Source organism: Blastococcus sp. SYSU D00669, from assembly GCF_054050715.1.
Genome location: NZ_JBJGZV010000051.1, coordinates 13,479 through 37,013 on the forward strand (window position 1 = coordinate 13,479; position 23,535 = coordinate 37,013).

Annotated in this window: 20 protein-coding genes and 1 pseudogene; 9 read left to right on the plus strand and 12 right to left on the minus strand. The window is 76.9% G+C overall.

The window, feature by feature from the left end; translation table 11 throughout:
- Nucleotides 1-15: 15 nt before the first annotated feature.
- Nucleotides 16-486 carry a DUF5709 domain-containing protein gene (locus ACI8AF_RS24710; RefSeq protein WP_456542425.1) on the minus strand — a complete coding sequence of 157 codons (471 nt, stop codon included), beginning with the start codon at nucleotides 484-486 and terminating at the stop codon, nucleotides 16-18.
- 251 nt (nucleotides 487-737) lie between these two features.
- Between ACI8AF_RS24710 and ACI8AF_RS24715 the strand changes: the two genes are divergently transcribed.
- The gene (locus ACI8AF_RS24715; RefSeq protein WP_456542426.1) at nucleotides 738-3,545 is read left to right on the plus strand and encodes an ATP-binding protein; all 2,808 of its coding nucleotides are present in this window, start codon (nucleotides 738-740) and stop codon (nucleotides 3,543-3,545) included.
- Between the two features lie 21 nt (nucleotides 3,546-3,566).
- Here ACI8AF_RS24715 and ACI8AF_RS24720 read toward each other — a convergent pair whose 3' ends face one another.
- Nucleotides 3,567-4,148 (minus strand): redoxin domain-containing protein, encoded by a 582-nt coding sequence (locus ACI8AF_RS24720; RefSeq protein WP_456542427.1) that lies wholly within the window; start codon nucleotides 4,146-4,148, stop codon nucleotides 3,567-3,569.
- A gap of 247 nt (nucleotides 4,149-4,395) precedes the next feature.
- Between ACI8AF_RS24720 and ACI8AF_RS24725 the strand changes: the two genes are divergently transcribed.
- Nucleotides 4,396-4,836, plus strand: a complete 441-nt coding sequence (locus tag ACI8AF_RS24725) for a VOC family protein (RefSeq protein ID WP_456542443.1) — start codon at nucleotides 4,396-4,398, stop codon at nucleotides 4,834-4,836.
- Nucleotides 4,837-4,868: 32 nt separating this feature from the next.
- Entirely contained in the window at nucleotides 4,869-5,057 is a 189-nt protein-coding gene (locus ACI8AF_RS24730; RefSeq protein WP_456542428.1) for a hypothetical protein, read from the plus strand.
- 54 nt (nucleotides 5,058-5,111) lie between these two features.
- On the opposite strand, the gene ACI8AF_RS24735 is transcribed toward ACI8AF_RS24730, so the two are convergent.
- Together ACI8AF_RS24735 and ACI8AF_RS24740 are read right to left on the minus strand one after the other, a co-directional pair.
- The gene (locus tag ACI8AF_RS24735; RefSeq protein WP_456542444.1) at nucleotides 5,112-5,756 is read right to left on the minus strand and encodes an alpha/beta fold hydrolase; all 645 of its coding nucleotides are present in this window, start codon (nucleotides 5,754-5,756) and stop codon (nucleotides 5,112-5,114) included.
- Nucleotides 5,748-6,061, minus strand: a pseudogene (locus ACI8AF_RS24740) (epoxide hydrolase N-terminal domain-containing protein); the annotation flags it as partial. The pseudogene ACI8AF_RS24740 and the gene ACI8AF_RS24735, both read right to left, overlap by 9 nt.
- A 210-nt stretch (nucleotides 6,062-6,271) precedes the next feature.
- Between ACI8AF_RS24740 and ACI8AF_RS24745 the strand changes: the two are divergent.
- Both ACI8AF_RS24745 and ACI8AF_RS24750 read left to right on the plus strand, forming a co-directional pair.
- Nucleotides 6,272-6,529, plus strand: a complete 258-nt coding sequence (locus tag ACI8AF_RS24745) for a putative signal transducing protein (protein ID WP_456542429.1) — start codon at nucleotides 6,272-6,274, stop codon at nucleotides 6,527-6,529.
- Nucleotides 6,526-7,737 carry an epoxide hydrolase family protein gene (locus tag ACI8AF_RS24750; protein ID WP_456542430.1) on the plus strand — a complete coding sequence of 404 codons (1,212 nt, stop codon included), beginning with the start codon at nucleotides 6,526-6,528 and terminating at the stop codon, nucleotides 7,735-7,737. Before ACI8AF_RS24745 ends, ACI8AF_RS24750 begins: the two co-directional genes overlap by 4 nt.
- A 63-nt stretch (nucleotides 7,738-7,800) precedes the next feature.
- Here ACI8AF_RS24750 and ACI8AF_RS24755 read toward each other — a convergent pair whose 3' ends face one another.
- From ACI8AF_RS24755 to ftsH, 3 genes are all read right to left on the minus strand, one after another.
- The gene (locus ACI8AF_RS24755) at nucleotides 7,801-9,066 is read right to left on the minus strand and encodes an epoxide hydrolase family protein (RefSeq protein ID WP_456542431.1); all 1,266 of its coding nucleotides are present in this window, start codon (nucleotides 9,064-9,066) and stop codon (nucleotides 7,801-7,803) included.
- Between the two features lie 31 nt (nucleotides 9,067-9,097).
- Nucleotides 9,098-10,036 (minus strand): thioredoxin, encoded by a 939-nt coding sequence (locus ACI8AF_RS24760; RefSeq protein ID WP_456542432.1) that lies wholly within the window; start codon nucleotides 10,034-10,036, stop codon nucleotides 9,098-9,100.
- Nucleotides 10,037-10,180: 144 nt separating this feature from the next.
- Nucleotides 10,181-12,253: an ATP-dependent zinc metalloprotease FtsH gene (gene ftsH, locus ACI8AF_RS24765; RefSeq protein ID WP_456542433.1), complete on the minus strand. Its 2,073-nt coding sequence runs from the start codon at nucleotides 12,251-12,253 to the stop codon at nucleotides 10,181-10,183.
- 158 nt (nucleotides 12,254-12,411) lie between these two features.
- Between ftsH and ACI8AF_RS24770 the strand changes: the two genes are divergently transcribed.
- Nucleotides 12,412-13,806, plus strand: a complete 1,395-nt coding sequence (locus tag ACI8AF_RS24770) for a neutral zinc metallopeptidase (protein WP_456542434.1) — start codon at nucleotides 12,412-12,414, stop codon at nucleotides 13,804-13,806.
- Between the two features lie 3 nt (nucleotides 13,807-13,809).
- On the opposite strand, the gene ACI8AF_RS24775 is transcribed toward ACI8AF_RS24770, so the two are convergent.
- Complete coding sequence (locus ACI8AF_RS24775; protein WP_456542435.1) at nucleotides 13,810-14,028, minus strand: hypothetical protein; 219 nt, start codon at nucleotides 14,026-14,028, stop codon at nucleotides 13,810-13,812.
- Between the two features lie 56 nt (nucleotides 14,029-14,084).
- Nucleotides 14,085-14,834: an alpha/beta fold hydrolase gene (locus ACI8AF_RS24780; protein ID WP_456542436.1), complete on the minus strand. Its 750-nt coding sequence runs from the start codon at nucleotides 14,832-14,834 to the stop codon at nucleotides 14,085-14,087.
- 216 nt (nucleotides 14,835-15,050) lie between these two features.
- Between ACI8AF_RS24780 and ACI8AF_RS24785 the strand changes: the two genes are divergently transcribed.
- Nucleotides 15,051-17,633, plus strand: a complete 2,583-nt coding sequence (locus ACI8AF_RS24785; protein WP_456542437.1) for a DUF4062 domain-containing protein — start codon at nucleotides 15,051-15,053, stop codon at nucleotides 17,631-17,633.
- On the opposite strand, the gene ACI8AF_RS24790 is transcribed toward ACI8AF_RS24785, so the two are convergent.
- From ACI8AF_RS24790 to ACI8AF_RS24800, 3 genes are all read right to left on the minus strand, one after another.
- Nucleotides 17,630-18,667 (minus strand): lysophospholipid acyltransferase family protein, encoded by a 1,038-nt coding sequence (locus tag ACI8AF_RS24790; RefSeq protein WP_456542438.1) that lies wholly within the window; start codon nucleotides 18,665-18,667, stop codon nucleotides 17,630-17,632. The genes ACI8AF_RS24785 and ACI8AF_RS24790 overlap by 4 nt on opposite strands.
- Before the next feature lies 1 nt (nucleotide 18,668).
- Nucleotides 18,669-19,535 carry a patatin-like phospholipase family protein gene (locus ACI8AF_RS24795; protein ID WP_456542439.1) on the minus strand — a complete coding sequence of 289 codons (867 nt, stop codon included), beginning with the start codon at nucleotides 19,533-19,535 and terminating at the stop codon, nucleotides 18,669-18,671.
- Between the two features lie 567 nt (nucleotides 19,536-20,102).
- Nucleotides 20,103-21,332 carry a hypothetical protein gene (locus ACI8AF_RS24800; RefSeq protein ID WP_456542440.1) on the minus strand — a complete coding sequence of 410 codons (1,230 nt, stop codon included), beginning with the start codon at nucleotides 21,330-21,332 and terminating at the stop codon, nucleotides 20,103-20,105.
- A 130-nt stretch (nucleotides 21,333-21,462) separates the two neighbouring features.
- Between ACI8AF_RS24800 and ACI8AF_RS24805 the strand changes: the two genes are divergently transcribed.
- Both ACI8AF_RS24805 and ACI8AF_RS24810 read left to right on the plus strand, forming a co-directional pair.
- Complete coding sequence (locus tag ACI8AF_RS24805) at nucleotides 21,463-22,743, plus strand: sensor histidine kinase (RefSeq protein WP_456542441.1); 1,281 nt, start codon at nucleotides 21,463-21,465, stop codon at nucleotides 22,741-22,743.
- Nucleotides 22,740-23,414: a response regulator gene (locus ACI8AF_RS24810; protein ID WP_456542442.1), complete on the plus strand. Its 675-nt coding sequence runs from the start codon at nucleotides 22,740-22,742 to the stop codon at nucleotides 23,412-23,414. Before ACI8AF_RS24805 ends, ACI8AF_RS24810 begins: the two co-directional genes overlap by 4 nt.
- The last annotated feature ends 121 nt before the right edge of the window (nucleotides 23,415-23,535 follow it).

The following is a 23,535-nucleotide window of genomic DNA, read 5'->3' on the forward strand; positions in this document are numbered from 1 at the left end:
GCTCCTCTCGGGTCGTCAGCGGGATCCCCAGCGGGGGTCGTCCGGTTCCGGGCCGACGACCAGGTGGACGGCGGCCTCCTCCGCGCTCGCCCCCGCGCCGTCGATGCCCACGTCGCGGCCGTGGAGCTGCCCCTCGGCCGCACCCGAGAGCGCCCAGGCCCAGCACAGCCGACCGGACCGGGAACTGCCCACCTCCTCGTCGAGGAGCTCGCCGTCGGTGTCGGCCGTGTCGCCGAGGCCGTCGCCGGCGGGATCGCCGTCCCGCAGGTCGGGCAGCTCGCGGGCCAGCCGGCCGGCGAGGCCCTCCCCGGCGGTCTCCTCCCGCCAGGTCGTCCCCCAGTCCAGCGCCGCCCACGGGCGCTCCGGCGGCGACCAGCCGGTGTCGAGGACGTCGGCCACGCCCGCGAGCGCGTCCAGGGTCTCCGTCGGCTGCAGCAGGCCGGAGGCCTGTTCGGGATCGGCTCCACCCGAGCCCGGGATCGTCATGCCGACGAACCTCACGGCCGGGCCCGTCGCCTCGCACCAGGGGAACCCCCTGGCACTGCCCTGGTCCGGGCCCGGACGGCGGAGACGAGTCGGATGACCCATCCCCGGCGCCCCGGGAGGCCTGGCGGCGGCGGCCCGGCGTCCCCTAGCGTCCTCCCGCTCGACGCACCATTGCCGTCGGGCCCTGTCGCCCGGCCGGCTCCCGGGGTCGGATGGGGACGCCGCGCTGCCGGCCCCTGCAGCGCTCGACCATGACCGCCGAGCACTTCCCCCGACGACCTGAGGCGGTGGAGGACATGTCCGCTCCCGGCACGCGGCCCCGGCTGCTGGGACGGCGCACCGAGTGCGACCTGCTCAGCGGCCTGGTGGCCGCGGCGAAGGCGGGGCGCAGCCAGGTCCTCGTGCTCCGGGGCGAGGCCGGGATCGGCAAGACCGCCCTGCTCGACTTCCTGCTGGAACGCGCCGCCGGGTGCCGCGTCGCGCGCGCTTCCGGCGTCGAGTCGGAGATGGAACTGGCCTTCGCCGGCCTCCACCAGCTGTGCAGCCCGTACCTGCACCGGCTGGAGACGCTGCCCGTTCCGCAGCGAGCGGCGCTGTGCACGGCGTTCGGACTGCAGCCGGGTGCGCCTCCGGACCGCTTCCTCGTCGGGCTGGCGGTGCTCACCCTGCTCTCCGAGGTGGCCGAGGAACGACCGCTGGTCTGCGTCGTCGACGACGCCCAGTGGCTGGACCAGGCGTCGGCACAGACCCTGGAGTTCGTCGCCCGGCGGCTGCACGCGGAACCCGTGGCCGTGGTGTTCGCCGTCCGGGGGACCGACGACGACCCCCGCCTGGCCGGGCTGCCCGAGCTCGTGGTGCGCGGCCTGGGCAGCAGCGACGCCGCGGCGCTGCTGGACTCGGCGGTGACCGGCACGCTCGACCCTCGGGTGCGCGACCGCATCCTGGCCGAGTGCCACGGCAACCCGCTGGCGCTGCTCGAGCTGCCCCGCGGGCTCTCGCCCGCCGAGCTGGACCTCGGTGGCGACACCGGCGGCGGCTCGCTGGTGCACCGCCTCGAACGCGGCTTCATGGTCCAGGTGCAGCCACTGCCCCGTCCGACGCGCACGCTCCTGCTCACCGCCGCCGCCGAGCCGGTCGGCGACGTCGCGCTGCTGTGGCGCGCGGCCGGGCGCCTCGGCATCGGTGCCGACGCGGCCGCGGCGGCCGAGGCGGCGGGGCTGGTCGAGCTGCGCGACCGGGTCCGGTTCCGCCACCCGCTCGTCCGGTCGGCGGTCTACCGCTCGGCATCGCGGGCCGAGCGCCGGGAGGTCCACCGTGCGCTGGCCGACGTCACCGACCCCGAGGTGGACCCCGACCGCCGCGCCTGGCACCGCGCGCACGCCGCGGTGGGGCCGGACGAGACCGTGGCCGCGGAGCTGGAGCGGTCGGCCGGCCGCGCGCTGGGGCACGGCTGGCTGGCGGCGGCCGCCGCGTTCCTCGACGAGGCGGTGACGCTCACCCCCGAGCCGGCCCGGCGGGCACGGCGCGCGCTCGACGCCGCCCGCGCCAAGGTCACCGCCGGCGCGTTCGACGACGCCTCGGCCCTCCTGGCGACGGCCGAGGTGGGGCCGCTCGGCGACGACGGGCGCGCCCGTGCGCAGCTGCTGCGGGCCCAGTTGTCGTTCGCGGCGAACCGGGGCAACGAAGCGCTGCCCCTGCTGCTCGCCGCCGCCCGTCGTCTGGAACCGCTCGACGCCCAGCTGGCCCGGGACACCTACCTCGACGCGCTGTCCGCCGCCCTGTTCGCCGGGCGGCTGGCGGCCGGCCCCGGCGCCCGGCAGGTGGCCGAGGCCGTGCGCTCCGCGCGTCCCCCGGCCGCCCCCCGCAAGGACGACGAGCTCCTCGAGGGGCTCGCGGTGATGTTCACCGACGGGTTCGGACCGGCGGCGCCGGTGCTGCAGCGGGCGGTGCGCGCGTTCGTCAGCGAGGACCTGACGATGGACGAGGGGCTGCGGTTCGCCTGGCTGGCGGCGGCCACGGCGGCCTCGCTGTGGGACGACACCGCCTGGGACGCCCTCACCCGCCGCCACCTCGCCGTCGCGCGGGAGTCCGGCGCTCTCAGCGCGCTCCCGCTCGCGCTGAACACGCGGACCGTCGTCCACCTGTTCACCGGGGACCTCGAGACGGCGACGTCCCTGGTCGAGCAGGCCCGGTCGGGGACCGAGGTGACGAGGAGCCGGCTGGTCCCGTACGGCGAGATCGGGCTGCTCGCCGCGCGGGGCGACGCCGATCGCGCCGAACCGCTGCTGCAGTCCTGCCTCGACGACGTGACCGCCCGCGGCGAGGGGGTGGGGATCAACATGGTGCAGTGGGCGCGCGCCCTGCTGTGCAACGGTCTGGGCCGCTACGGCGACGCGCTGCGGGCGGCACGGGACGCGACCGCGGACCCCCTGGAGCTGGGCCCGCCCCGGTGGGCGCTCGCCGAGCTGGTCGAGGCAGGCGCGCGCGCCGGTGACCTCACCGCGGCGACGGCCGCGCTCGAGCAGCTGTCGGCGCTGACCCGGGCCAGCGGCACCGACTGGGCGCTGGGCGTCGAGGCGAGCCGGCGGGCCCTGCTCACCCCGGGAGCCGCCGCCGAGGAGCTCCACCGCGAGGGCATCGAGCGCCTCGAACGCACGACCGTGCGGGTGGAGCCGGCCCGCGCCCGGCTGCTCTACGGCGAGTGGTTGCGCCGGCAGGGCCGTCGAGCCGAGGCCCGGGCGCAGTTGCGGACCGCCCACGAGGACCTCGCCGCGATGGGCCTGGCCGCGTTCGCCGAGCGGGCGCGCCACGAGCTGCTGGCCACCGGCGAGACGGTGCGCAAGCGCACCGTGGAGACGACCGCGCAGCTCACCGCCCAGGAGGCCCACATCGCCCGGCTGGCCGCGCAGGGGCTGACGAACCCCGAGATCGGGATCGAGCTGTACATCAGCGCGCGGACGGTGGAGTGGCACCTGCGCAAGATCTTCACCAAGCTCGGCGTGAGCACCCGCCGGGAGCTGCGACGCTCGCTCCCCGCGGCCGACCGCGCGGCCACCTGACCCGGCCGACGGCTCGACCCGTCACGTGCCGGCCAGGACCTCGCGCGGCCCCCGGAACAGCGACCGCTCGCCGGCCGCCCACGCCTCGCGGAGACCGGGTCGGCTCAGGTCCCAGTCCGGGCGGGTCTGGGCCGTGGCCGCACGCAGGTCGTGCCACAGGTCCTGGACCGAGGGGCGGCCCCAGAACCAGTGGCCGTTGTAGAGCGAGTGCACGACCAGCCCCGGTCCGAGGACCAGCGTGTGGGGGATCATCGGGTCGTTCGCGGGGTCGGTGTACTCCCGGATGTCGAGGTCCTTCTGCACGATCCGCCCCGGGTCGGAGAGGAAGGTCCACGACGCGCCCACCGACGCGCGGAACTCCTCCAGCGTGCGCCGGTCGTCGGTCGCGACGGTGACGATCTGCGTGCACGCCACGGCGATCCGGGAGTGGAACGCCGCCAGTTCCAGGTGGTGCTGGCGCTCCTCCGGGCAGAAGTGACCGCGCGCCAGGACCAGGATCATCGGGTCCCGCCCCTGCAGCTCGCCGAGGGTGCGGACCGCACCGGTGTGGTCGGGCAGGGCGTAGTCGGGGAAGACGCCGCCCGGGGTGATGTCGGGGCGCACGGGGACCTCCTCTCGTCCGGGGGACGGGTCGGTCGTGCCGACGCCGGCCACCGTCGTCCGCCGGCGCCGGCCTCGCACCAGGGACTGCCCCTGGCCGTCCCGTGCGTCCCGCGTCCCTGCGCCACGCCGCGCGACCAGGCAGCGGACCAGGGACTTCCCCTGGGTCGATCGGGGTGGGCAGGCCGCCAGCCTCGACCCGCCGGACCTGCAGGTGCCGCTCCCCGAGACCAGGAGTGCTGCCGTGGACATGAAGCTCGAGGTCGTCGTCCTGCCCGTCTCCGACGTCGACCGGGCCAAGCAGTTCTACAAGGGGCTGGGGTGGCGCGAGGACGTCGACGTCGTCCGCGGCGACGACGTCCGAGTCGTCCAGATGACGCCTCCCGGCTCACCGTGCTCCATCCACTTCGGCACGGGCTTCCCGGGGACGGCGCCCGGCTCGGCGCGGGGCCTGTACCTGGCCGTTCCCGACATCGAGGCGGCCCGCGCGGAGCTGACCCGGAACGGCGCGGAGGTCAGCGGGGTCTTCCACGACGCCGAGGGGGGCCTCGGGTTCCCCTGGGACCCCGCACGGCGGGCACCGGGACCCGACCCGGGACGCCGCAGCTACGCGTCGTACGCGACCTTTCCCGACCCCGACGGCAACGGCTGGGTGCTCCAGGAGCTGACCGGCCGGCTCCCCGGCCGTTGAGCGGCGGGCCCGACGACGACGGAGGGGCACCGATGGACGTCCAGCACCTGGCCCGGCTCCTGCGGGAGGCCGAAGAGCACCACGGGGCGTACGAGGCCGTCGCACCGCCGCACCACTGGTCGGACTGGTACGCCGCCTACATCGTCGCGCGCGAGCAGGGTCGCGGCGAGGAGCAGGCCGTCGCCGACGCCACCGCGCACATGGCGACCGTGCTGCGCTGAGCACGGGGTGGGCGGGGGTGGCGGACGGTCGGCCCGCCACCCCCACCGCCGGGCTCAGCGCAGGGATCGGAAGGCCGCGCGCATCTCCTCGGCGAAGACCTGCGGCTCCTCCCACGCGGGGAAGTGGCCGCCGCGCTCGGCCCGGTGGAAGTAGACCCGGCTGGGGAAGGCACGACGGGCCCAGACCGCCTGCGGTCGTGCGGTCATCATCTGGTAGTACCCCCAGCCCCCGGTGGCGAGGAACGTCCGCACGTCGTCGAACGCGGCCTGCTCCTCCTCGGAGAGGCCGGCCGGGGCCGGCCCGCCGCTGGCGATGGCCGCGGCCGCGTCGGGCGGGAACACCGCCGGGAGGTCGGTGTGGATGCCGATCAGCCCCTCGGGCTCCTGCCGCGCCATCGCCTCGACGACGCCCGCGCCCCAGTCGCCGCCCTGGGCGACGTAGCGGGAGTACCCCAGCCGCGTCATGAGCACGGCGCAGGCCCGCCCGATGCGCTCGACGTCCCAGCCGGTCCCGGTCGGTCGTGACGAGAACCCGTAGCCGGGCAGGGACGGGATGACGACGTCGAAGGCCTCCTCCGCCCGGCCACCGGAGGCCGTGGGATCGGTCAGCGGACCGATGACCTTGATCTGCTCGAACACCGAGCCGGGCCAGCCGTGGGCGATGACCAGCGGGAGCGCGTCCTCGTGCCGGGAGCGCACGTGGGAGAAGTGGACGTCGACCCCGTCGATGGTCGTCGTGAACTGCGGCCAGGCGTTCAGCTGCGCCTCGCCCTGCGCCAGTCGTACTCCGTGGCCCAGTACCGGACCAGCTCCTGCATGTCGGCCAGCTGCGCGCCCTGCGGCCGGTCGGGGACGGTCTCCGCGTCCGGCCACCGCGTCGCCGCGAGGCGCCTGCGGAGGTCGTCCAGGTCCGCCTGGGGCACCTCCGCCCGGAAGGGGCGGACCGAGGGAGCGGAGGTCCCCCGCGCGGTGCCGAGGTCCGGCCTGATCGGTGTCGAGGTCATGGTGGTCTCCTCCCTGAGGACGTCGCGGTGGCGAAGGTGGCCTCCTCCACGGCCCTCGCCCCCGTGGGAGGCACGGGTTCGCCGCCGGGCCCCGCCGGACCGGCCCCGGGCCAGGGCAAGCACACCCGGAGGTTCCACGGGCGCGAGGGACCGCCCGGCCACGCGACGCTGCCGGGGAGGGACGGCGGAGCGGACGGTGGAGGTGGGCCCGTGGACGGCGCGCCGGTGACCGTGGCGGTCGTGGGCAGCCGCATCGAGGCGGAGCTGGTCGTCGGGCTGCTCCGGGCCCACGGGCTGAGAGCCGGCGCGGTCACCGACGACGCCGGCGGCCAGGAGCCCCAGCTGCAGCTCGACGGGGTGCGCGTCCTGGTCCCCGCCGCCGACGCGGACGCAGCCCGCCGCCTCCTCGACGACGCGGCCCCGGCCCCGGGGCACGCCGGCCCGCTCGCAGAACGGAGGCGCACATGACCGGCACCCTGGAGACGGCGGTCGGGATCCGCCCCTTCCACGTCGACGTCCCGGAGGAGGCCCTGGTCGACCTCCGCCGGCGGATCTCGGCCACCAACTGGCCCGAGAAGGAGACCGTCGACGACACGTCCCAGGGCGTGCCGCTGGCCGTCATGCAGGCGCTCGCGGAGCACTGGCGGACCGGCTACGACTGGCGCCGGTGCGAGGCGGCCCTCAACGCCCTGCCGCAGTTCGTCACGGAGATCGACGGGCTGGACATCCACTTCGTCCACGCCCGCTCGCCGCACGAGGACGCGCTGCCGCTGGTGGTCAACCACGGCTGGCCCGGCTCGGTCGTCGAGCAGCTGAAGATCGTCGACCGGCTGACCGATCCCACCGCCCACGGCGGCGAGGCGGCCGACGCCTTCCACGTCGTCGTCCCGTCGATGCCCGGGTACGGCTTCTCGGGCAAGCCGACCACCACCGGGTGGGGCCCCGAGCGGATGGGCCGGGCCTGGGCGGAGCTGATGCGGCGGCTCGGCTACGACCGCTACGTCGCCCAGGGCGGCGACTGGGGGGCGTTCGTCGTCGACCAGATGGGGCTGCAGGCGCCCGAGGGGCTGCTGGCGATCCACACCAACATGCCCGCCACCGTGCCGGCCGACGTCGACGCCGCCCTCCAGGCGGGCTCCCCGCTGCCGGCCGGGCTGTCCGAGGAGGAACGGCGCGCCTGCGACCAGCTGGTCCGGACCTACGCCCAGGTCGAGTACGCCAAGTACATGGCCGCCCGCCCGCAGACCCTGTACGGCATCGCCGACTCCCCCGTCGGCCTCGCCGCCTGGCTGCTCGACCACAACGACGCCGACGGCCAGCCGGCCGCCGCGGTCATGGCCGCCCTGGACCGGACGTCGAGCGACACCGGGGAGCTGACCCGCGACGAGGTCCTCGACAACGTCACGCTCTACTGGCTCACGGGCACCGGGGTGTCGGCCTCGCGTCTCTACTGGGAGTACCGGGGCGGCTTCTTCAACGCCAAGGGCGTCTCGATCCCGGTCGCCGTCAGCGTGTTCCCGGGCGAGCAGTACGAGGCCCCGCGCAGCTGGACCGAGCAGGCGTACCCGAACCTCATCCACTACGACCGGCTCGACCGGGGCGGTCACTTCGCCGCCTGGGAGCAGCCGCAGCTCTTCGCCGAGCAGCTCTGGGCGGCCTTCCGCTCGGTGCGCTGACACGACGCCGGACCGGCGGCCCCGGGGATCCCCCGGGGCCGCCGGTGCGTCCGGCTCGTGGGCTCAGCCGGTGCGCAGCGGCCGGAACGCCGCCCGCACCTCGGTCGCGAAGAGCTCGGGTTCCTCCCACGCGGCGAAGTGGCCGCCCCGCTCGACCTCGTTGAAGTAGGTCAGCGTCGGGTAGGACTGGGCGACCCAGCTCCGCGGGGCCCGCCAGATCTCTCCGGGGAAGGTGGTGAACCCGACGGGGACCGCGACCGGCGGCGGGGCCTGACCGGCCGCGGCGGCCCCCGGGGCGTCGGCCCCGTAGCTCTCCCAGTACGACCGGGCCGCCGAGGCCCCGGTGCCGGTCAGCCAGTAGAGCGTGACGTCGTCGAGCACGTTGTCCCGGGTCAGGCGGCCCGAGGGCTGCCCGTCGACGAAGGCGCGCGAGATCTTGTAGTAGGCGTCGGTGTCGTGGTCGATCAGCCACGCGGCCAGCGCCACGGGCGAGTCGAGCAGCGCGTAGCCGATGGTCTGCGGCCGCGTGGCCTGCTCCTGGAAGTAGGCGCTGCCGGTCGTCCGGAACGTGCCGACGGCGGCGGCCGCCGCCCGCTCCTGCTCGGTGTCGGTCGGCTGGCCGCCGGCCAGCGCGGTGACGAGCAGGTTGAGGTGGATGCCGAGCAGCCCCTCCGGTGCCTGGCGGCCCATCGCGTCGGTGACGCCTGCGCCCACGTCGCCACCCTGGGCGACGTAGCGGGAGTAGCCCAGGCGCCGCATGAGCTCCGCCCACGCGCGGCCGGTCCGGGCGACGTCCCAGCCGAGCTCGGTGGGCTCGGCGGAGAAGCCGTACCCGGGCAGCGACGGCAGCACGAGGTGGAAGGCGTCCTCGGCGCGGCCGCCGTGCGCGGTCGGGTCGGTGAGCGGGCCGACGGAGTCGAGCAGCTCGACGACCGAGCCGGGCCAGCCGTGGGTCATGACCAGCGGCAGCGCGTCCTCGTGCCGCGACCGCACGTGGATGAAGTGGACGTCCAGCCCGTCGATCTCGGTCAGGAACTGCGGGACGGCGTTGAGCCGGGCCTCGCACCGCCGCCAGTCGTAGTCGGTCGACCAGTACCGCGCGAGCTCCTGGAGCGTCGCCAGCTGGACCCCCTGCGACCGGTCGTCCACGAGCTCCCGGGTGGGCCAGCGGGTCGCGGCGATCCGGCGGCGCAGCTCGACGAGCTCCTCCTCCGGGACGTGCACCTCGAACGGGCGGACCGCGGTCGGGTCGCCGTCCGGGGCGGTGCGTGGCGCGGGTACGTCGCCGGCGACGGAGCCGGGTGCGGTGGGTCGGGTGGGCACGGACATGGGGACGCTCCTGGAGGGGTGGGTGCGGATCTCAGCCGAAGGTGAAGACGTGGGCCCGGGCGCCGGGCCCGCCGAAGGTGACCTCGAGCGTCCGGTCGCGGACGCCGTCGTGCTGGCGGACGAGCTGGTACATGCGGCCGTGCACGAGCACGCCGTCACCGCGCTCGTCGACGTCCACGCCGTGCGAGCGGCCCGGCTCCTCGCCGTCGAGGAGCACGCGGAACGGGATCGGCGCCCTCCCCGGGTTGGACAGCACGAGGTGGGCGTCGCGGGCCTCGAACCGGAAGGCGATGCTGCCGCCGGCCTCCTCGAGCACGACGTCCTCCGGCCCGAGGGACCACTCGCCGACGAGGGCCCAGTGGTGGGGCGGCAGGCGCTCGGGCAGGCGGTAGGGGCGGCCGTCCGGGGAGGCGAAGTGCGAGCTGCGCTCGTAGCCGAGGTAGGTCTCGGCCGTGCGCAGGGAGTCCCAGTCGGCCTGGGCCTCCACGCCCTCGGCCACGACGGGGACGAGCTGCCGGTCGACGCCCAGCAGCCGCTGCAGGAGCCGTTCGGACTCCTCGTAGCGCCCCTCGCCGAAGTGGGAGTCACGGATCATGCCCTCCCGGTCGACGAAGTACAGGGCCGGCCAGTAGTGGTTGGCGAAGGCGTTCCACACCCGGTACTCGCTGTCGACGGCGACCGGGTAGTCGATCGCCCGCTCCCGGACCGCCTCGCGGATGAGGTCGAGGTCGCGCTCGAAGGCGAACTCGGGGGTGTGCACGCCGATGACGACCAGCCCGTCGTCGCGGTAGGCCCGCGACCAGGCCCGCACCCAGGGCTCCTGGCGCAGCCAGTTGATGCAGGTCAGCGTCCAGAAGTCGACCAGGACGACCGTGCCGCGCAGGCCGGCCGGCTCGAGCGGCTCGGAGTTCAGCCAGGCGGTCGCCCCGTCGAACGAGGGCATGTGCAGACGCCGGAACAGGGTGGTCATGGGGCCGAACGCTCGTCCTCCCGCCCGGGGGTCGCACCCGTCGAACACCCTGGCCGCTCCCGGGCCACCGCGCTCCCGGGCCACCGCGCTCCCCGGGCCACCGCGCTCCCCGGGACACCGCGCTCCCCGGGACCCGTGCCCAGGTCAGCGGGCGGGCAGGGAGACGCCCGCCGGGGGCATCCCGGGCGCGCGCTCCCCGCCGGGCGTCTCCCCGCGGGCGACGGCGGCCGGCGCGGTCGCGCGGGGCACCCCGGCGGCGGCGTACGCCTCGTCCTCACCGAGCGTCTCGCGCTCGAGCAGGGCCGAGGCGAGACGGTCGAGCCGCTCGCGGTTGCCGCGCAGCGTGTCGAGCGCCTGGGCGTAGCACTCCTCCACGAGCCGCCGCACCTCGGTGTCGACGAGCTCCTTGGTCGCCGGTGCGACCCCGTCGACGCCGAACGGCTGCTCCTCCCCCGGCGGCGGGAGCACCGAGACCGGCCCGACCGCCGCCGACATGCCCCACCGGCCGACCATCCGGCGGGCCAGGCGCGTGGCCTGGTCCAGGTCGCTCTCGGCACCGGTCGTGACCTCGCCGTAGACGATCTCCTCGGCCGCGCGGCCGCCGAGGGCCCCGGCGATGCGGCCGCGCAGGTACTTCTCCGAGAAGCCGTACCGGTCCATCTCCGGGGTCTGCACCGTGACGCCCAGCGCCTGCCCGCGCGGGATGATCGTCACCCGGCGCACCGGGTCGGCGCCCGGGGTGAGCATGCCGAGCAGCGCGTGCCCGGACTCGTGGTAGGCGGTGCTCAGCTTCTCGGCGGGCGAGAGCACGATGCCGCGCACGGTGCCGAGCAGGACCTTCTCCAGCGCCTCGCCGAAGTCGGTCCCGGTCACCCGCTCGTGGCCGTGGGCGGCGGCCGCCAGCGCCGCCTCGTTGACGAGGTTGGCCAGGTCCGCGCCGACCATCCCCGGCGTCGCCGCGGCGATCGCGGCCAGGTCCACCTCGGGCGCGAGCGGCACGTGCCGGGTGTGCACCTCGAGGATCATCCGCCGGCCGTCGAGGTCCGGCGGGCTCACGGCGACCCGGCGGTCGAACCGGCCCGGCCGCAGCAGCGCCGGGTCGAGCACCTCCGGGCGGTTGGTGGCCGCGAGGACGACGACGCCCTCGTTGCCCTCGAAGCCGTCCATCTCGGTGAGCACCTGGTTCAGCGTCTGCTCGCGCTCGTCCACCCCGCCGGCGGCGAAGCCCCCGCCGCGCGCGCGGCCGATCGCGTCGAGCTCGTCGATGAAGACGATGGCGGGCGCGACCTTCTTCGCCTGGTCGAACAGGTCGCGCACCCGGCTGGCGCCGACCCCCACGATCGCCTCGATGAACTCCGACGCGGAGATCGAGAAGAACGGCACCCCGGCCTCGCCGGCCACCGCCCGGGCGAGCAGGGTCTTGCCCGTCCCCGGCGGGCCGGAGAGCAGCACGCCGTGCGGGATCCGCGCCCCCAGCCTGCCGTAGCGCTGCGGGTCGCGCAGGAAGTCGACGATCTCCCGCACCTCGTGCTGCACCTCGTCGATGCCGGCGACGTCGGCGAACGTCGTCCGCGGCCCGGAGTCGGGCGAGTACAGGGTCGCCCGGGAGCGGCCGAACCCGCCCAGCCCGCCCAGGCCGCCGGGGCCCGCGGCCGCACGCCGCCGCAGGAACCACACGAGCAGCCCGACGAGCAGCAGCGTCGGCCCGAAGCCCACGAGGAGCTGCTGCCACAGCGGGGCCGAGGCGTCCGGATCGGTGGCGTTCACCGTGACGCCCTTGGCCTCCAGCGTCCCCAGGAGGTCGTCGGTCGCGAACGACGGCCGCTGGGTGGTGAACAGGTCCACCCGGACCGCGTCGTCAGCGCCGGGCGGGTAGTCCACCGCGTCGCCCAGCTCGCCCTCGATGGTGTCCGCGGTCGAGGTCACCGTCTCGACGTTGCCGGCGTCGAGCTGCTCGGTGAAGAAGGTGTAGGAGACGTCGGTGCGGGCCGGCGGGCCCATGACCAGCGACGCCAGGACCCAGTTGACCACCAGTGCGGCGACCAGCAGCCACCAGACGCCCACCCGCCGTGGCTGCTGCCCGGCCGGGCGGTCGGCGTCGTCGGGCATGCCCTCCACCCGCCACGGGGCGCCGCGCCGCGGCTCGTCGGCTCCGTCGCCGCGCAGCCGCCGCAGGATCGACGGCCGCCGGCCGCCGGGGGTCGTGTCGGGAGCCACGGGCGCCGCCCTCCTCCTGCGCGGGGCGACCGGTCCCCGCGCGCCGTCGACGGTCCTCGTCCGGGGGCCACCTCGCGCCAGGGGGTTTCCCTGGGGCGAGACCGCGCCGGCCGCGCGACGCTGCCCGGACCGGTGCGCGCCGTTCCCCAGGAGCTCCGATGGCCCTCGGACGACCACGAGCCGGCCGCGGGCGGTGCTGGGCGTGGGGTGCCGTCGCGCTGCTCCTCCTCGCCGGGTGCGGCTCGGTGGTGGTCGGGTCACCCACCCCCGGCCCGGGTGTGCCGGTCGACGCGACCGCCACCGAGCCGGCCATCACCGGCGCGGTCGACGACCCGGTGGACCGGCTGGCCCGCAACGCGCTGGCCGACCTCGAGACCTTCTGGTCGGAGACGTTCCCCGAGGTGTACGGCGCGGCCTTCCCGGCCGTGGCGGGTGGCTACTTCTCCGTCGAGGGCACCGACGTCGACCGGGCCGCGTACCCGCCGACCGGCATCGGCTGCCCCGGGCAGCCCATCGACCCGGCCGAGGTCACCGGTCAGGCGTTCTACAGCACGCCCTGCGACGCCGTCTCCTACGACCGCGGGCTGCTGCGGGAGTTCCTGTCCACCCACGGCCCGGCCCTGCCGGCGGTGCTGCTCGCCCACGAGTTCGGCCACGTCGTCCAGGGGCGGGTGGGCTTCGCCGCGAGCGGCCGGAGCATCCAGGACGAGACGCAGGCCGACTGCTTCGCCGGCGCGTGGGTCGCCTGGGTGGTGGCCGGCTCGGCGGCGCACGTCGCCGTCCGGGCGCCGGACCTCGACGACGTCGCGCGCGGCTTCGGGGTGCTGCGCGACCCCGTCGGCGGCGACCCGGAGGGCAGCGGGGCGCACGGCTCGTGGTTCGACCGGCTCTCCGCCTTCGCCGAGGGCTACGAGGACGGCGCGGCGGCCTGCCGGGACGGCTTCGGCGCGGACCGGCTGTTCACGGCGACGGCCTTCGACCCGGCCGGGGGCGCGGGCCGGGTCGACGACCCCTACGGCGGGACCGTGCGGACGGCCGAGGGGACGCTGGCCGCGTTCTGGACGTCGGTGTTCCCGGGAGCGTTCGGCCGCGCGTTCGCCGTCCCCCGGCTGGAGGGGTTCGACGGCACGGCGCCCGGCTGCGCGGCCGGCCGCGACCTGGCCTACTGCGCGTCCGTGTCGACGGTCTACGCCGACGAGGCGGACCTGCTGCGGCCGGCCGCCGTGGGCATCGGCGACTTCGCGGTCGCCGCCGCCCTGTCGCTGCCCTACTCCCTCGCCGTCCGCGCGCAGCTCGGCCTGCCGACGGCGGGTGCCCGGGCGACCCGCTCGGCGGTGTGCCTGACCGGCTGGTACGCCGCGCGGCTCGCCGGCGGCGCCCTGCCGGGGGTGGCGGCGGGTCCGGGCGACGTCGACGAGGCGGTGCAGTTCCTGCTCGTCCACGGGGTCGAGGAGCGGGTGCTCCCCGGCTCCGGCCTCCGCGGGTTCGACCTGCTCCGCGCGTTCCGGGACGGGTTCCTGCGCGGTGGAGGGCCGTGCGGCGTCGGTGCGTGAGCCTCAGGGCCGGGCCCGCCGCCCCTCCCGGGCACCGACGCCGACCGGCGGGCCGATCTCGGTGGCGTGCTCGTCCTCGTAGGGACCGGTCACCATCCGGCCGAGGACGACGACGACGGTGGTCTCGACGAGGAGACCGGCGATGCTGAGCGCGATCCAGACCACGGCGACCAGCTCCCGCGGGGTCGTGCCGCACAGGGCCCCGTCCGCGACGCCGCCCACGCTGGGCGTGGACCGACCGGTTCCGCATCACCTCCTGCGGACGATCCGGCGCGGCCTCAGGCGAGAGCCGGCGCGGCGGCCGCAGCGGCCTCGAGGATGAGCTCGGTCGCCGCCTCGGGCTGCGAGATCATCGAGGCGTGGGAGGCCGCGACCTCCCGGATCCGCGCGCCCGCCCGCTCGGCCATGAACCGCTGGGTCGCCGCCGGGATCGCCCGGTCCTCGGTGCACAGCAGGTACCAGCACGGGATCGTCCGCCAGGCCGGTGGGCCGGACGGCTCGGCGAACCCCGCACCGCTCCACGGCCGCTGGGTCGCGGCCAGGACGTCCGCCGTGTCGCGGTCGAGGTCGGCGCAGAACGCCGCGTGGAACTGCGCGGGGTCGAGGTGGAGGTCCTGGCCGGCCTCCTCCCCGTCCGGGCCGGTGAAGGGCAGCGGCCGGATCGCCGGTCCCACGAGGCTGCCCTCGCCCTTCTGCTCGAAGACCTGCGCGATGCTCTCCCCCTCGTCGGGCAGCCAGCCGCTGAACAGGACCAGCGCCTTGACCTGGTCGTCGCCGGCCGCGGCGGCCGAGACGACCGCACCGCCGTAGGAGTGGCCGACGAGGACGACCGGGCCCTGCAGGGTGCGCAGGAAGTCGGCCAGGTACCGGGCGTCGTCGCGCAGGCCCCGCAGCGGGTTGGCGAAGCCGACGGCGCGCAGACCCCGGTCCCGGAGGGCCCGGATCTGCGCGGCGAAGCCGGAGGCGTCGGCCCAGGCGCCGTGGACGAGGACGATCGTCGGCCCGGTCCGGTCGGGAACGGTGGTCATGGCAGCTCCTCGCCTGCGAGGCGGTGTGGGGAGGCACAGGCTCGTCCCGCGCGCCGGGACCCGCCAGGGCCTGCCGGGCCGGGGTACGGCGCGCCGCAGCGGTCGGTCGGCCGCCGTCTGCGCAGCGGCACGTCCGGCCGCGCGCGGGGCTACCGCCCGACGCCCGGCGAGCGCCACCATGGCACCCCGCCCGACGACGCCTCCCGAGGACTGGCCATGACGGTCGACGAGCAGGACGCACCCCCGATCCGGACGCCGGACCAGCGCCTCCGCGTCTTCGTCAGCTCCACGCTGGCCGAGCTGGCCGAGGAGCGGGCGGCGGTGGCGCGGGCCGTCTCCGCCCTGCGGCTCACGCCGGTGATGTTCGAGCTCGGCGCCCGGCCGCACCCGCCCCGGGAGCTGTACCGCGCGTACCTGGCGCAGTCCGACGTCTTCGTCGGGCTGTACTGGCAGCGGTACGGCTGGATCGGCCCGGACATGGACATCTCCGGGCTCGAGGACGAGTTCCGGCTGTCGGGTTCCCTCCCCCGCCTGCTGTACGTCAAGACCCCGGCCCCCGAGCGGGAGCCGCGGCTGACGGCCATGATCGAGCAGCTCCAGGCCGAGGGGGCCGACTCCTACCGCTCGTTCCGCACCCCCCGGGAGCTCGGGCGGCTGGTGCGCGACGACCTCGCGCTGCTGCTCAGCGAGCGGTTCGCCACCCGTCGTCCGGAGCCCGGGGCGCCCCCGCCGCCGGCCGCGGACCGGCGGGGCGCGCGGTCGCTGCCGGTGCCGTCGACGTCGCTGATGGGCCGGGAGCGGGACGTCGCCCACGTCGCCGAGCTGCTGCGGACGCCCGGGGTGCGGCTGGTGACGCTGACCGGCCCCGGCGGCGTCGGCAAGACGCGGCTGGCGATCGCCGCGGCGGAGCGGCTCGAGGAGGGCGGTCCGCGCGGCGCCGTCTTCGTCCCGCTCGCCTCGGTCGACGACCCGGCGCAGGTGCTGCCGCGCATCGCGGCCGCCGTCGGCGCCGTGGTGGAGGGGGCGCGGCGGCCGCTGGACGTCCTCGTCGAGCACCTGGCGGACACTCCGACGCTGCTCGTCCTGGACAACCTCGAGCAGGTCGTCGGTGCCGCCCCCGACCTCGACGCCCTGCTCGCCGGGAGCGCCGGAATCCGCATCCTCGCCACCAGCCGCACCGCGCTGCGCCTGCGCGCCGAGCGCGAGTACCCGGTCGGGCCGCTCGAGGTGCCGGCGTTCCCGCACCCCCCGGGGCTGGCGGAGATCGCCGCCCTGCCCGCCGTCCGGCTCTTCGTCGAGCGGGCTCAGGCCGTCCGCTACGACTTCGCGCTGACCGAGGAGAACGCGACGGCGGTCGCCGACATCTGCCGGCGGCTGGACGGCCTGCCGCTGGCCATCGAGCTGGCCGCCGCGCGCAGCCGGCTGCTGTCCCCGGCCGCGCTGCTCGCCCGGCTCGCCGGCCGGCTCGACGCCCTGGGCCCCGGGCCGGTCGACCTCCCCGAGCGGCAGCGCACGCTGCGCGCGACCGTGGAGTGGAGCGTCGGGCTGCTGGAGGACGCCGAGCAGCAGCTGCTGGCCACGCTGTCGGTCTTCGTCGAGGGGTGGACCGTCGAGGCCGCCGTGCAGGTCGCCGACCTCGCCGAGGACCGCACGCTCGACCTGCTCGACGTCCTCGCCACGCACAGCCTGGTGACCATCGACCCCACCGACGCCGGGCCGCGGTTCGGCATGCTCGGGTCGGTCCGGGAGTACGCCGCCGAGCAGCTGGCCGGCCGGGCCGACCGGGACGATGTCCAGCGGCGCCACGCCGGCTACTTCGGGGCGCTGGTGGAGGACGCCGACTGGCCGACCGAGCGGCAGGGCGAGTGGGCCGACCGCCTGCAGGACGAGGAGGAGAACCTGCGCGCCGCCGTCCGGTGGTTCCTCGCCCACGACGTCCGGCGCCTGCCGCACGTGTTCCGCATCCTCTGGCTGTTCTGGCAGATGCGCGGCCGCATGCCGGAGGGACGGGCCTGGATCGCCGAGGCGCAGCAGCGCGCCGACGCGCTCGAGGACCACGCCCGGGCCGAGCTGCTGTTCACCTCGGCGGTCACGGCCGTGGAGGTGGGGGACGACGAGAGCGCGCTGGCCGCCGTCGACGGGCTGCGCCGGCTCGAGGGCCGCATCGGGGACCCGTCCCTCGAGTGCGCCGCGCAGCTGGCCGTCTCGTGGATCGTGCCGATCGTCGGCGACTTCGACGGTGCGCTGCGTGCGGCGGCGACGGCGCTCGACGGCTTCCGGTCCCGCGACGAGCCGTTCCTCGCCTTCGCCGTCCTGACGATGGGCGGCCTGGAGTTCGTCCTCGGCCGGGACGAGGCCGCGCGCGCGCACCTCGCCGAGGTCGCCGACCTCGGCGCCCGGTTCGGCAACGCCTGGCTGACGTCGGCGGCGCGCGCCCAGCTCGCCGCCCTGGCGGTGCGGGCCGGGCGCGAGGACGAGGCCCGCTCGCTGCTGGTCGCCTCGGTGGACGCGCCCGACGACACCGACGTCAGCACGCTGACCCTCAGCCTCTCCCTCGTCGCCGCCGCGGTGCTGGCGCTGGCCCGGGGCGATGCCCGGAGGGCGGCGACCGCGCTGGGCGCGGCCGACGGCCTGCGCCGACGGGCGGGGTTGCGGTCGTGGCCGGCGGCGCGGCCGACGGAGGCCGAGCTGGTCACCCGGGCCCGGCAGGCGCTCGACGTCGGGGACTTCGCCGACGCCTTCGCCGCCGGCGCCGGCCTGGGGCACCGCGAGGCCGTGGCCCTCGTCCGCCGCTCCTAGGCCGCTCCCGGTGCGGCCTCCTGCCGCCGGGTGGTGGTGATCCAGTCGTCGATCGTCTCCCACCAGCGGTAGAGCCAGTCGGTCAGCTCGGCGTCGTCCCGCGGCACCTCGGCCGCCGGCACGAACCACCAGCGCAGGTGCAGCGTCTTGTCCATGGGCAGGTACCGCCACACGTCCCGGACCGTGCTCAGGTGCTCGAGCCCGGTGTGCGCCACGAAGACGACGTCGGCGTGCGGCGCGCCCCGCAGCGCCGCGGTGACCCCGGCCGGCCGCGGGGGCAGCACGTGCCGCATCGCCTCGGCCCGGCGCACCGCGGACACCAGGCCCCGGTGCCGCAGCCGCTCGATCGCGCGGAAGCGGCGCTGCGGGGTGAAGTTGGCGCCCTCGGGGAAGATCAGCAGCGCGTCCTCCTCCCCCAGCCCGCGCGCCAGGTCGGCGATCGCCTCCTCGGCACCCCCTTCCGGGCCGGCGCCGACGAAGTGGTTGGGCAGCCGGTTGAGGTAGACGTCGATCAGCGGGTCCAGCTGCAGCACGTCCTTGAGCACGATGCGCGGCTGGCGCAGGTGGTCGCGGTCCATCAGCGTCTGCACGAGCAGGAACGAGTCGCCCGGGCCGGCGTGCCGCGAGAGCACGACCATGGCGTTGGTCGAGCCGGGCACGCCGTCGTCCAGCGGCGACCAGGACTCGCCGTCGGTGACCAGCCGCAGCGCGAACAGCCGGCGCGCGGCGGCCATGAGGACGTCGAGCATGCGCCGCAGCACCGCGTAGTGCGCCGCCCGGACCGCCGGGGTGTCCATCCGGCGGCCGAACCCGCCGCGCACCCACAGCGCGGCCGCGGCGACGAGCCCGACCACCTGCACCGCCAGGTACACCAGCCCGAAGCAGAGCAGCCGCAGCGCCCGCCACCGCCCGGGCAGCCAGATCGAGGCGAGCACCGCCACGACGAGGAGGAGCGGCAGCAGCAGGACGGCCACGACGAGCGCGGCGACGACCAGCGGTCCGGCGAGCCGGCGGACCCGGCGGGGTGGCAGCACGTCAGGCCCCGCCGTCCGGCGTGCCCGCCCGGTCCAGGTAGCGCCGGGCCGCGGCGTGCGCCTGCTCGATCCGGTCGGGGACGGCGGAGAAGTCGCGGTAGCGCAGGTTCGCCGCGCCCGGCGGGGCCTCGTCGCCGGCGGGCAGCACGTGCAGCGCGACGCCCGGCGGCAGCGCGGCCAGGTCGGCGGCGAACCGGTGCCGCCGGGCGATCTCGAACGCCACCGTCGCCACCTCCCACGGCCGGGTCGGCGGCTGCAGCGGCCGGTCGACCCGCCCGACGTGCAGCACGTAGATCTCGGTCGCCCCGAGGGCGACCGCCCGGCCGACCGGGATGCTGTGCACCAGCCCACCGTCGAGGAAGTGCTCGCCGTCCAGCTCGACCGGGGGCAGCAGGCCCGGGACGGCGCAGGACGCGAGGACCGCGTCGAGCAGCCCGCCGGCGGTGAACCAGTGCTCGGCGGCCCGCTCGATGCTGGCCGCCACGCACTGGAAGGGCACCTGCAGCTCGGCGAAGGTGCGCACCGGCAGGTGCGCGGCGAGGAGGTCCCGCAGGGGCTCGCGGGGGTGCAGGTGGGTGCGGGTGCGCACCAGGGTGCCGGCGCGGGCGAACAGCGACCCGGCGAAGATCCGCTCGGAGGCCATCTCCTGCCACACCTCGCGCAGCCGGGCCACCGCGGCGGGCGTGGGGTCGGCCGCGACGAGCGCGCCGTTGATCGCGCCGACCGACGTGCCGACGACGAGGTCGGGCCGGACGCCGCGCTCGAGCAGCGCCTGCAGCATCCCCACCTCGGCCGCGCCGAGGACACCGCCGCCGCCCAGGACGAACGCCGTCCCGCCCCGGTCGGCCGGCACCCGTGGCGAGGCCATGAGGGCATCGTGCCATCCGGTCGGCCGGCCCGTGCCGGCCCGTCAGCCGGGGTGGGCACGCCGCTCGGCGGGACGTTCCGGTCGAGGTGGAAGACGTCGCCGGGGCGACGGCGTCCTCGAGCGCGGTGAGCCTCGCCGGCTTCGCCGGCGGGTAGGCGCGCCGGACGCCGGCGGCGAACGGGGCCGGGCCGGCGGCGCACTCCCGGGCCGTCGCCACGCGGTCCGCGTCCTCGGCCGGGTCGGTCCAGCGGGCGGCGCCCCTCGACGGCGGTCGCGCCCTGGCTGAACGCCGTGGAGTCGTCGGGCACCCCGGCGATGGCCCCGCCGTCCGCATGCCGACCGGCTGCCACCGACGCGTCGTGCGCGAGCAGCCCGCCGTCCGGCACGGCCAGACCCGGCACGCCGTGGCCGCCGCACCGGACGCCGATCTCAGGCCCTCGCGCCGGGCGAGCGCGATCGCGTCCACGACGTCCCGGGTGTGCCGGCAGCGGGCTATCAGCGCCGGCCGCCGGTCCACCACGGCGTCCCAGACCCGGCGCGACTCCTCGTAGCCGGGGTCGCCCGCTCTCAGGAACCCGGCGTCCGCCACGTGTCGCCCCTCTCCGGTCGCTCGTCGGGGGGCTGACCCGTGGCGTGCGTCGGACTCATCGCGGACGGCGTGGCCGCGGACGCGACGGGATCGGTGCGCCGGCGGAGGTACGCGTACGTGGCCAGGCCGAGGGCCGGCCCCCACAGCGGCGCGGGGATCATCAGCACCAGCATCGGGCTGCCGTCGCGCACCGCCATGACGGTCAGGCTCAGCGCGGCGGCGCAGAGCACCACCGAGACGACGCCGGCGGGCACGACGGCCGCGAGCACCGGCACCGGACGACCGCGCAGGCCGGGCAGCCACCGCGGCCACACCTCGCCCCAGCGGGCGATCAGTCCGAGCGTGAGCCAGGCGCCGCCGAGCGCCGCGAGGCCGAGCGAGGCACCGAACACCCGGATGCCGTGGTCCAGCATCTCCTCGTGGCCCGGCCCGAGCCCCTGCGGCCACGGGGTCAGCCAGGTCATGCGCAGCAGTGCGTACGGCAGGGGGCACAGGGCCGCCACGACCGTCGCCCGCCGGCCCCACCGCTGCAGCCGCTCGCCGGCGGGGGCCCGGGTGCCCAGCGCGGCCGCGGTCGCCGCGCCGATCAGCACTCCCCCGGCGAGCAGGAAGAGCAGCACCAGCGGGCGGGGGCCCACCCGGCCCAGCCCGTCCCGGACACCGCGCAGCATCTCCAGGGTCGGCTCCCCGATCTGCCCGGTGAGGACGCCGACGCCGACCGCCGCGGCGATCGCCAGCAGGACCAGCAGGTTGCCGCGCGAGCGCCGCGCGCCCGCGGCCAGGACGGCGACCAGGACGGGGCCACCGAGCAGCGCCAGCGCGTAGCCGAGCAGGCTGAGCAGCTGCAGGTCGGGAGCCACCACGCCGGCGGTCGCGGCGAGCGCGAACCCGGCGCCGGCGAGGGCGCGCCGCCCGGGCGCCCCGTCCCGGTAGCGCCCCAGGAGCACGGCCAGGACGGCACCGGCCAGCCCCAGCGCCAGCAGCAGCGCCGACCCGGCCTCGGGCGGGAGAGCGGCCGGCAGGGAGGTCGGCCGGTCGGCCACGTCGTCCAGCACGTACCGCGCCGGGTCCAGCAGCCACCACAGGCCGAGGGCGGCGCAGGCCAGCGACCAGAGGCCGGCGGCGACGGCGAACCGCGGCGCCGCGCGCGCCGGGGAGCGGGCGGGGGGCGGTCGGTCGGGAGCGTCGAGGTCATGCGTCGAGGTCATGCGTCGACGCTGTCCCCGTCGGGCCGGTCGCCGCATCGGACGGCGGGACCGTCCCGTCGCGACCCCGGGATGACGCGGGAGGTACCGCGGGTGGACGCCCGCGGGAGCGGCTGCTGCCTAGGCTCGCGGCGTGGAGCACGACCCCGTCGCGGCGCTGGAACGGGTGGACGCCTGGACCCGCCGGCGGCCGTGGGTGGGCGAGCTCCTCCTGGCGGGCGCCCTCGCCGTCGTGCTGCTGCCCATGTCGCTCACCCTGCTGCGCGGCAGCGACGCCTCGGGCGCCCAGCGCGTCGTCCTGACGTGCCTGCTGGTCGTGCTGCACCTCGTGGTCGTGCTCCGGCGGCGCGCTCCGGTCGCGGCCTTCCTCGTCGTCGCGGCCGCGGAGCTGGCGCTGGCCCTGGCGCCGCTGCTGGGCGGGCTCGACGCGACCGGCACGACCTACCCGGCGGTCCTGCTGCCCTCCAGCCTCGTCTACCTCGTGGGCGCGTACTCCGTGAGCGCCCACGCCGGCCGCCCCTGGCCGTCGGTCTCGCTCGCCGTCGGGGCCGTCGGCGCGCTGCTGGTCGCGGCGCGGGCCGCGGCCGGCACGCCCCGGGCCGTCGGCGGGACCGGGGAGCTGGTGTTCCTCGGCGGGGCGCTGCTGGCCGCGGTGCTGGCGGCGTGGGCGCTGGGCCGGTTCCGCCGGGTCCGTGCCGACCAGGTGCTCGCGCTCGCCGAGCGCGCCCGCCGGGCGGAGGCCGACCGGGAGCTGCGGGACCGGCAGGCCGCCGCCGAGGAGCGGGGCCGGATCGCCCGGGAGCTGCACGACGTGATCGCGCACTCGGTGTCGGTGATGGTGCGGCAGGCCGAGGGCGGCCGGTACGTGGCCGCGCGGGACCCGGCGGCGGCCGCGGCCGCCCTGGCGACGATCGCCGACACCGGGCGGACCGCGCTGACCGACATGCGGTCGATGCTCGGCGTCCTCGACGCGGGCGACGGGGCGTCCGCCGGGACCGGACCGCAGCCCACGCTCGACGACCTGCCCGACCTGGTCGAGCGGGTGCGCGCGTCCGGGCAGCCGGTGCGCCTGCGGGTGGAGGGCGCGCCGCAGCCGCTGGACCGCGCGGCCCACCTGGCCGCCTACCGCCTGGTGCAGGAGGCGCTCACCAACGTCGTCAAGCACGCCGGGCCGGACGTCGAGGCGGCCGTCACGCTCAGCTGGAGCCCCCGCGCCCTGCGTCTGGAGGTGACCGACTCCGGTGGGCCGGCCCGCCCGGCGACCGGGAACGGGCCCGACGGCCGCGGACTGGTGGGCATGCGCGAGCGCCTGCAGCTGGTCGGCGGGCGGTTGAGCGCCGGACCGGCACCGGCCGGGTTCGCCGTCGTCGGCGAGATCCCGACCGCGGGACCGGTGGGCGGGCGGCCGCGGTGACCGGGCCGGAGATCCGCGTCGTCCTCGCCGACGACCAGGCGCTGGTGCGCACCGGCCTCGCCATGATCGTCGACGCCCAGACGGACATGCGGGTCGTCGGCGAGGCGGCGGACGGCGCGCAGGCGCTCGACGTCGTGGCGGGAACGCCGTGCGACGTCGTCCTGATGGACGTCCGGATGCCCCGGATGGACGGCGTCGAGGCGACCCGGCGCCTGCTCGCCCGCTCCCCCGCCGGTCCCCGGGTGCTCGTGCTGACCACGTTCGACCTCGACGAGCACGCCTTCGCCGCGCTGCGCGCCGGGGCCAGCGGGTTCCTGCTCAAGGACGCCCCGGCCGAGGAGGTGCTGGCCGCGATCCGGGCGGTGCACGCCGGCGACGCGGTGCTCGCGCCGTCCACCACGCGGCGCCTGCTCGACCACGTCGCCGCCGACCTGCCGGTCGGGCCGGCCGGCGACGACGCGCTCGCTGCGCTGACGGAGCGGGAGCGCGAGGTGATGGTCGAGATCGCCTCGGGGGCCACCAACGCCGAGATCGCGGTCCGGCTCTACCTGGCCGAGCCGACGGTGAAGACGCACGTCGGCCGGATCCTGGCCAAGCTCGGCCTGCGCGACCGGGTGCACATCGTCATCCGGGCGTACGAGACCGGTCTGGTCCGCCGCGGTCGTCCCTGACCGCCGGACCGACCCGTCGAGGGGGGGGGGGGGGGGGGGGGGGGGGGGGGGGGGGGGGGGGGGGGGGGGGGGGGGGGGGCTGGGGGGGGGGGGGGTGCGCGGCCGGCGCGGGGGGGGGGGG

Excerpts from the sequence above, each read along its gene's own strand:
- ACI8AF_RS24770 (WP_456542434.1), top strand. The coding sequence starts at position 12,412 with ATGGCCCTCGGACGACCACGAGCCGGCCGCGGGCGGTGCTGGGCGTGG.
- ACI8AF_RS24755 (WP_456542431.1), bottom strand. The coding sequence starts at position 9,066 with ATGTCCGTGCCCACCCGACCCACCGCACCCGGCTCCGTCGCCGGCGAC.
- ACI8AF_RS24795 (WP_456542439.1), bottom strand. The coding sequence starts at position 19,535 with ATGGCCTCGCCACGGGTGCCGGCCGACCGGGGCGGGACGGCGTTCGTC.
- ACI8AF_RS24785 (WP_456542437.1), top strand. The coding sequence starts at position 15,051 with ATGACGGTCGACGAGCAGGACGCACCCCCGATCCGGACGCCGGACCAG.
- ACI8AF_RS24715 (WP_456542426.1), top strand. The coding sequence starts at position 738 with ATGACCGCCGAGCACTTCCCCCGACGACCTGAGGCGGTGGAGGACATG.
- ACI8AF_RS24725 (WP_456542443.1), top strand. The coding sequence starts at position 4,396 with ATGAAGCTCGAGGTCGTCGTCCTGCCCGTCTCCGACGTCGACCGGGCC.
- ACI8AF_RS24760 (WP_456542432.1), bottom strand. The coding sequence starts at position 10,036 with ATGACCACCCTGTTCCGGCGTCTGCACATGCCCTCGTTCGACGGGGCG.
- ACI8AF_RS24710 (WP_456542425.1), bottom strand. The coding sequence starts at position 486 with ATGACGATCCCGGGCTCGGGTGGAGCCGATCCCGAACAGGCCTCCGGC.
- ACI8AF_RS24780 (WP_456542436.1), bottom strand. The coding sequence starts at position 14,834 with ATGACCACCGTTCCCGACCGGACCGGGCCGACGATCGTCCTCGTCCAC.
- ACI8AF_RS24800 (WP_456542440.1), bottom strand. The coding sequence starts at position 21,332 with ATGACCTCGACGCATGACCTCGACGCTCCCGACCGACCGCCCCCCGCC.
- ACI8AF_RS24750 (WP_456542430.1), top strand. The coding sequence starts at position 6,526 with ATGACCGGCACCCTGGAGACGGCGGTCGGGATCCGCCCCTTCCACGTC.
- ACI8AF_RS24730 (WP_456542428.1), top strand. The coding sequence starts at position 4,869 with ATGGACGTCCAGCACCTGGCCCGGCTCCTGCGGGAGGCCGAAGAGCAC.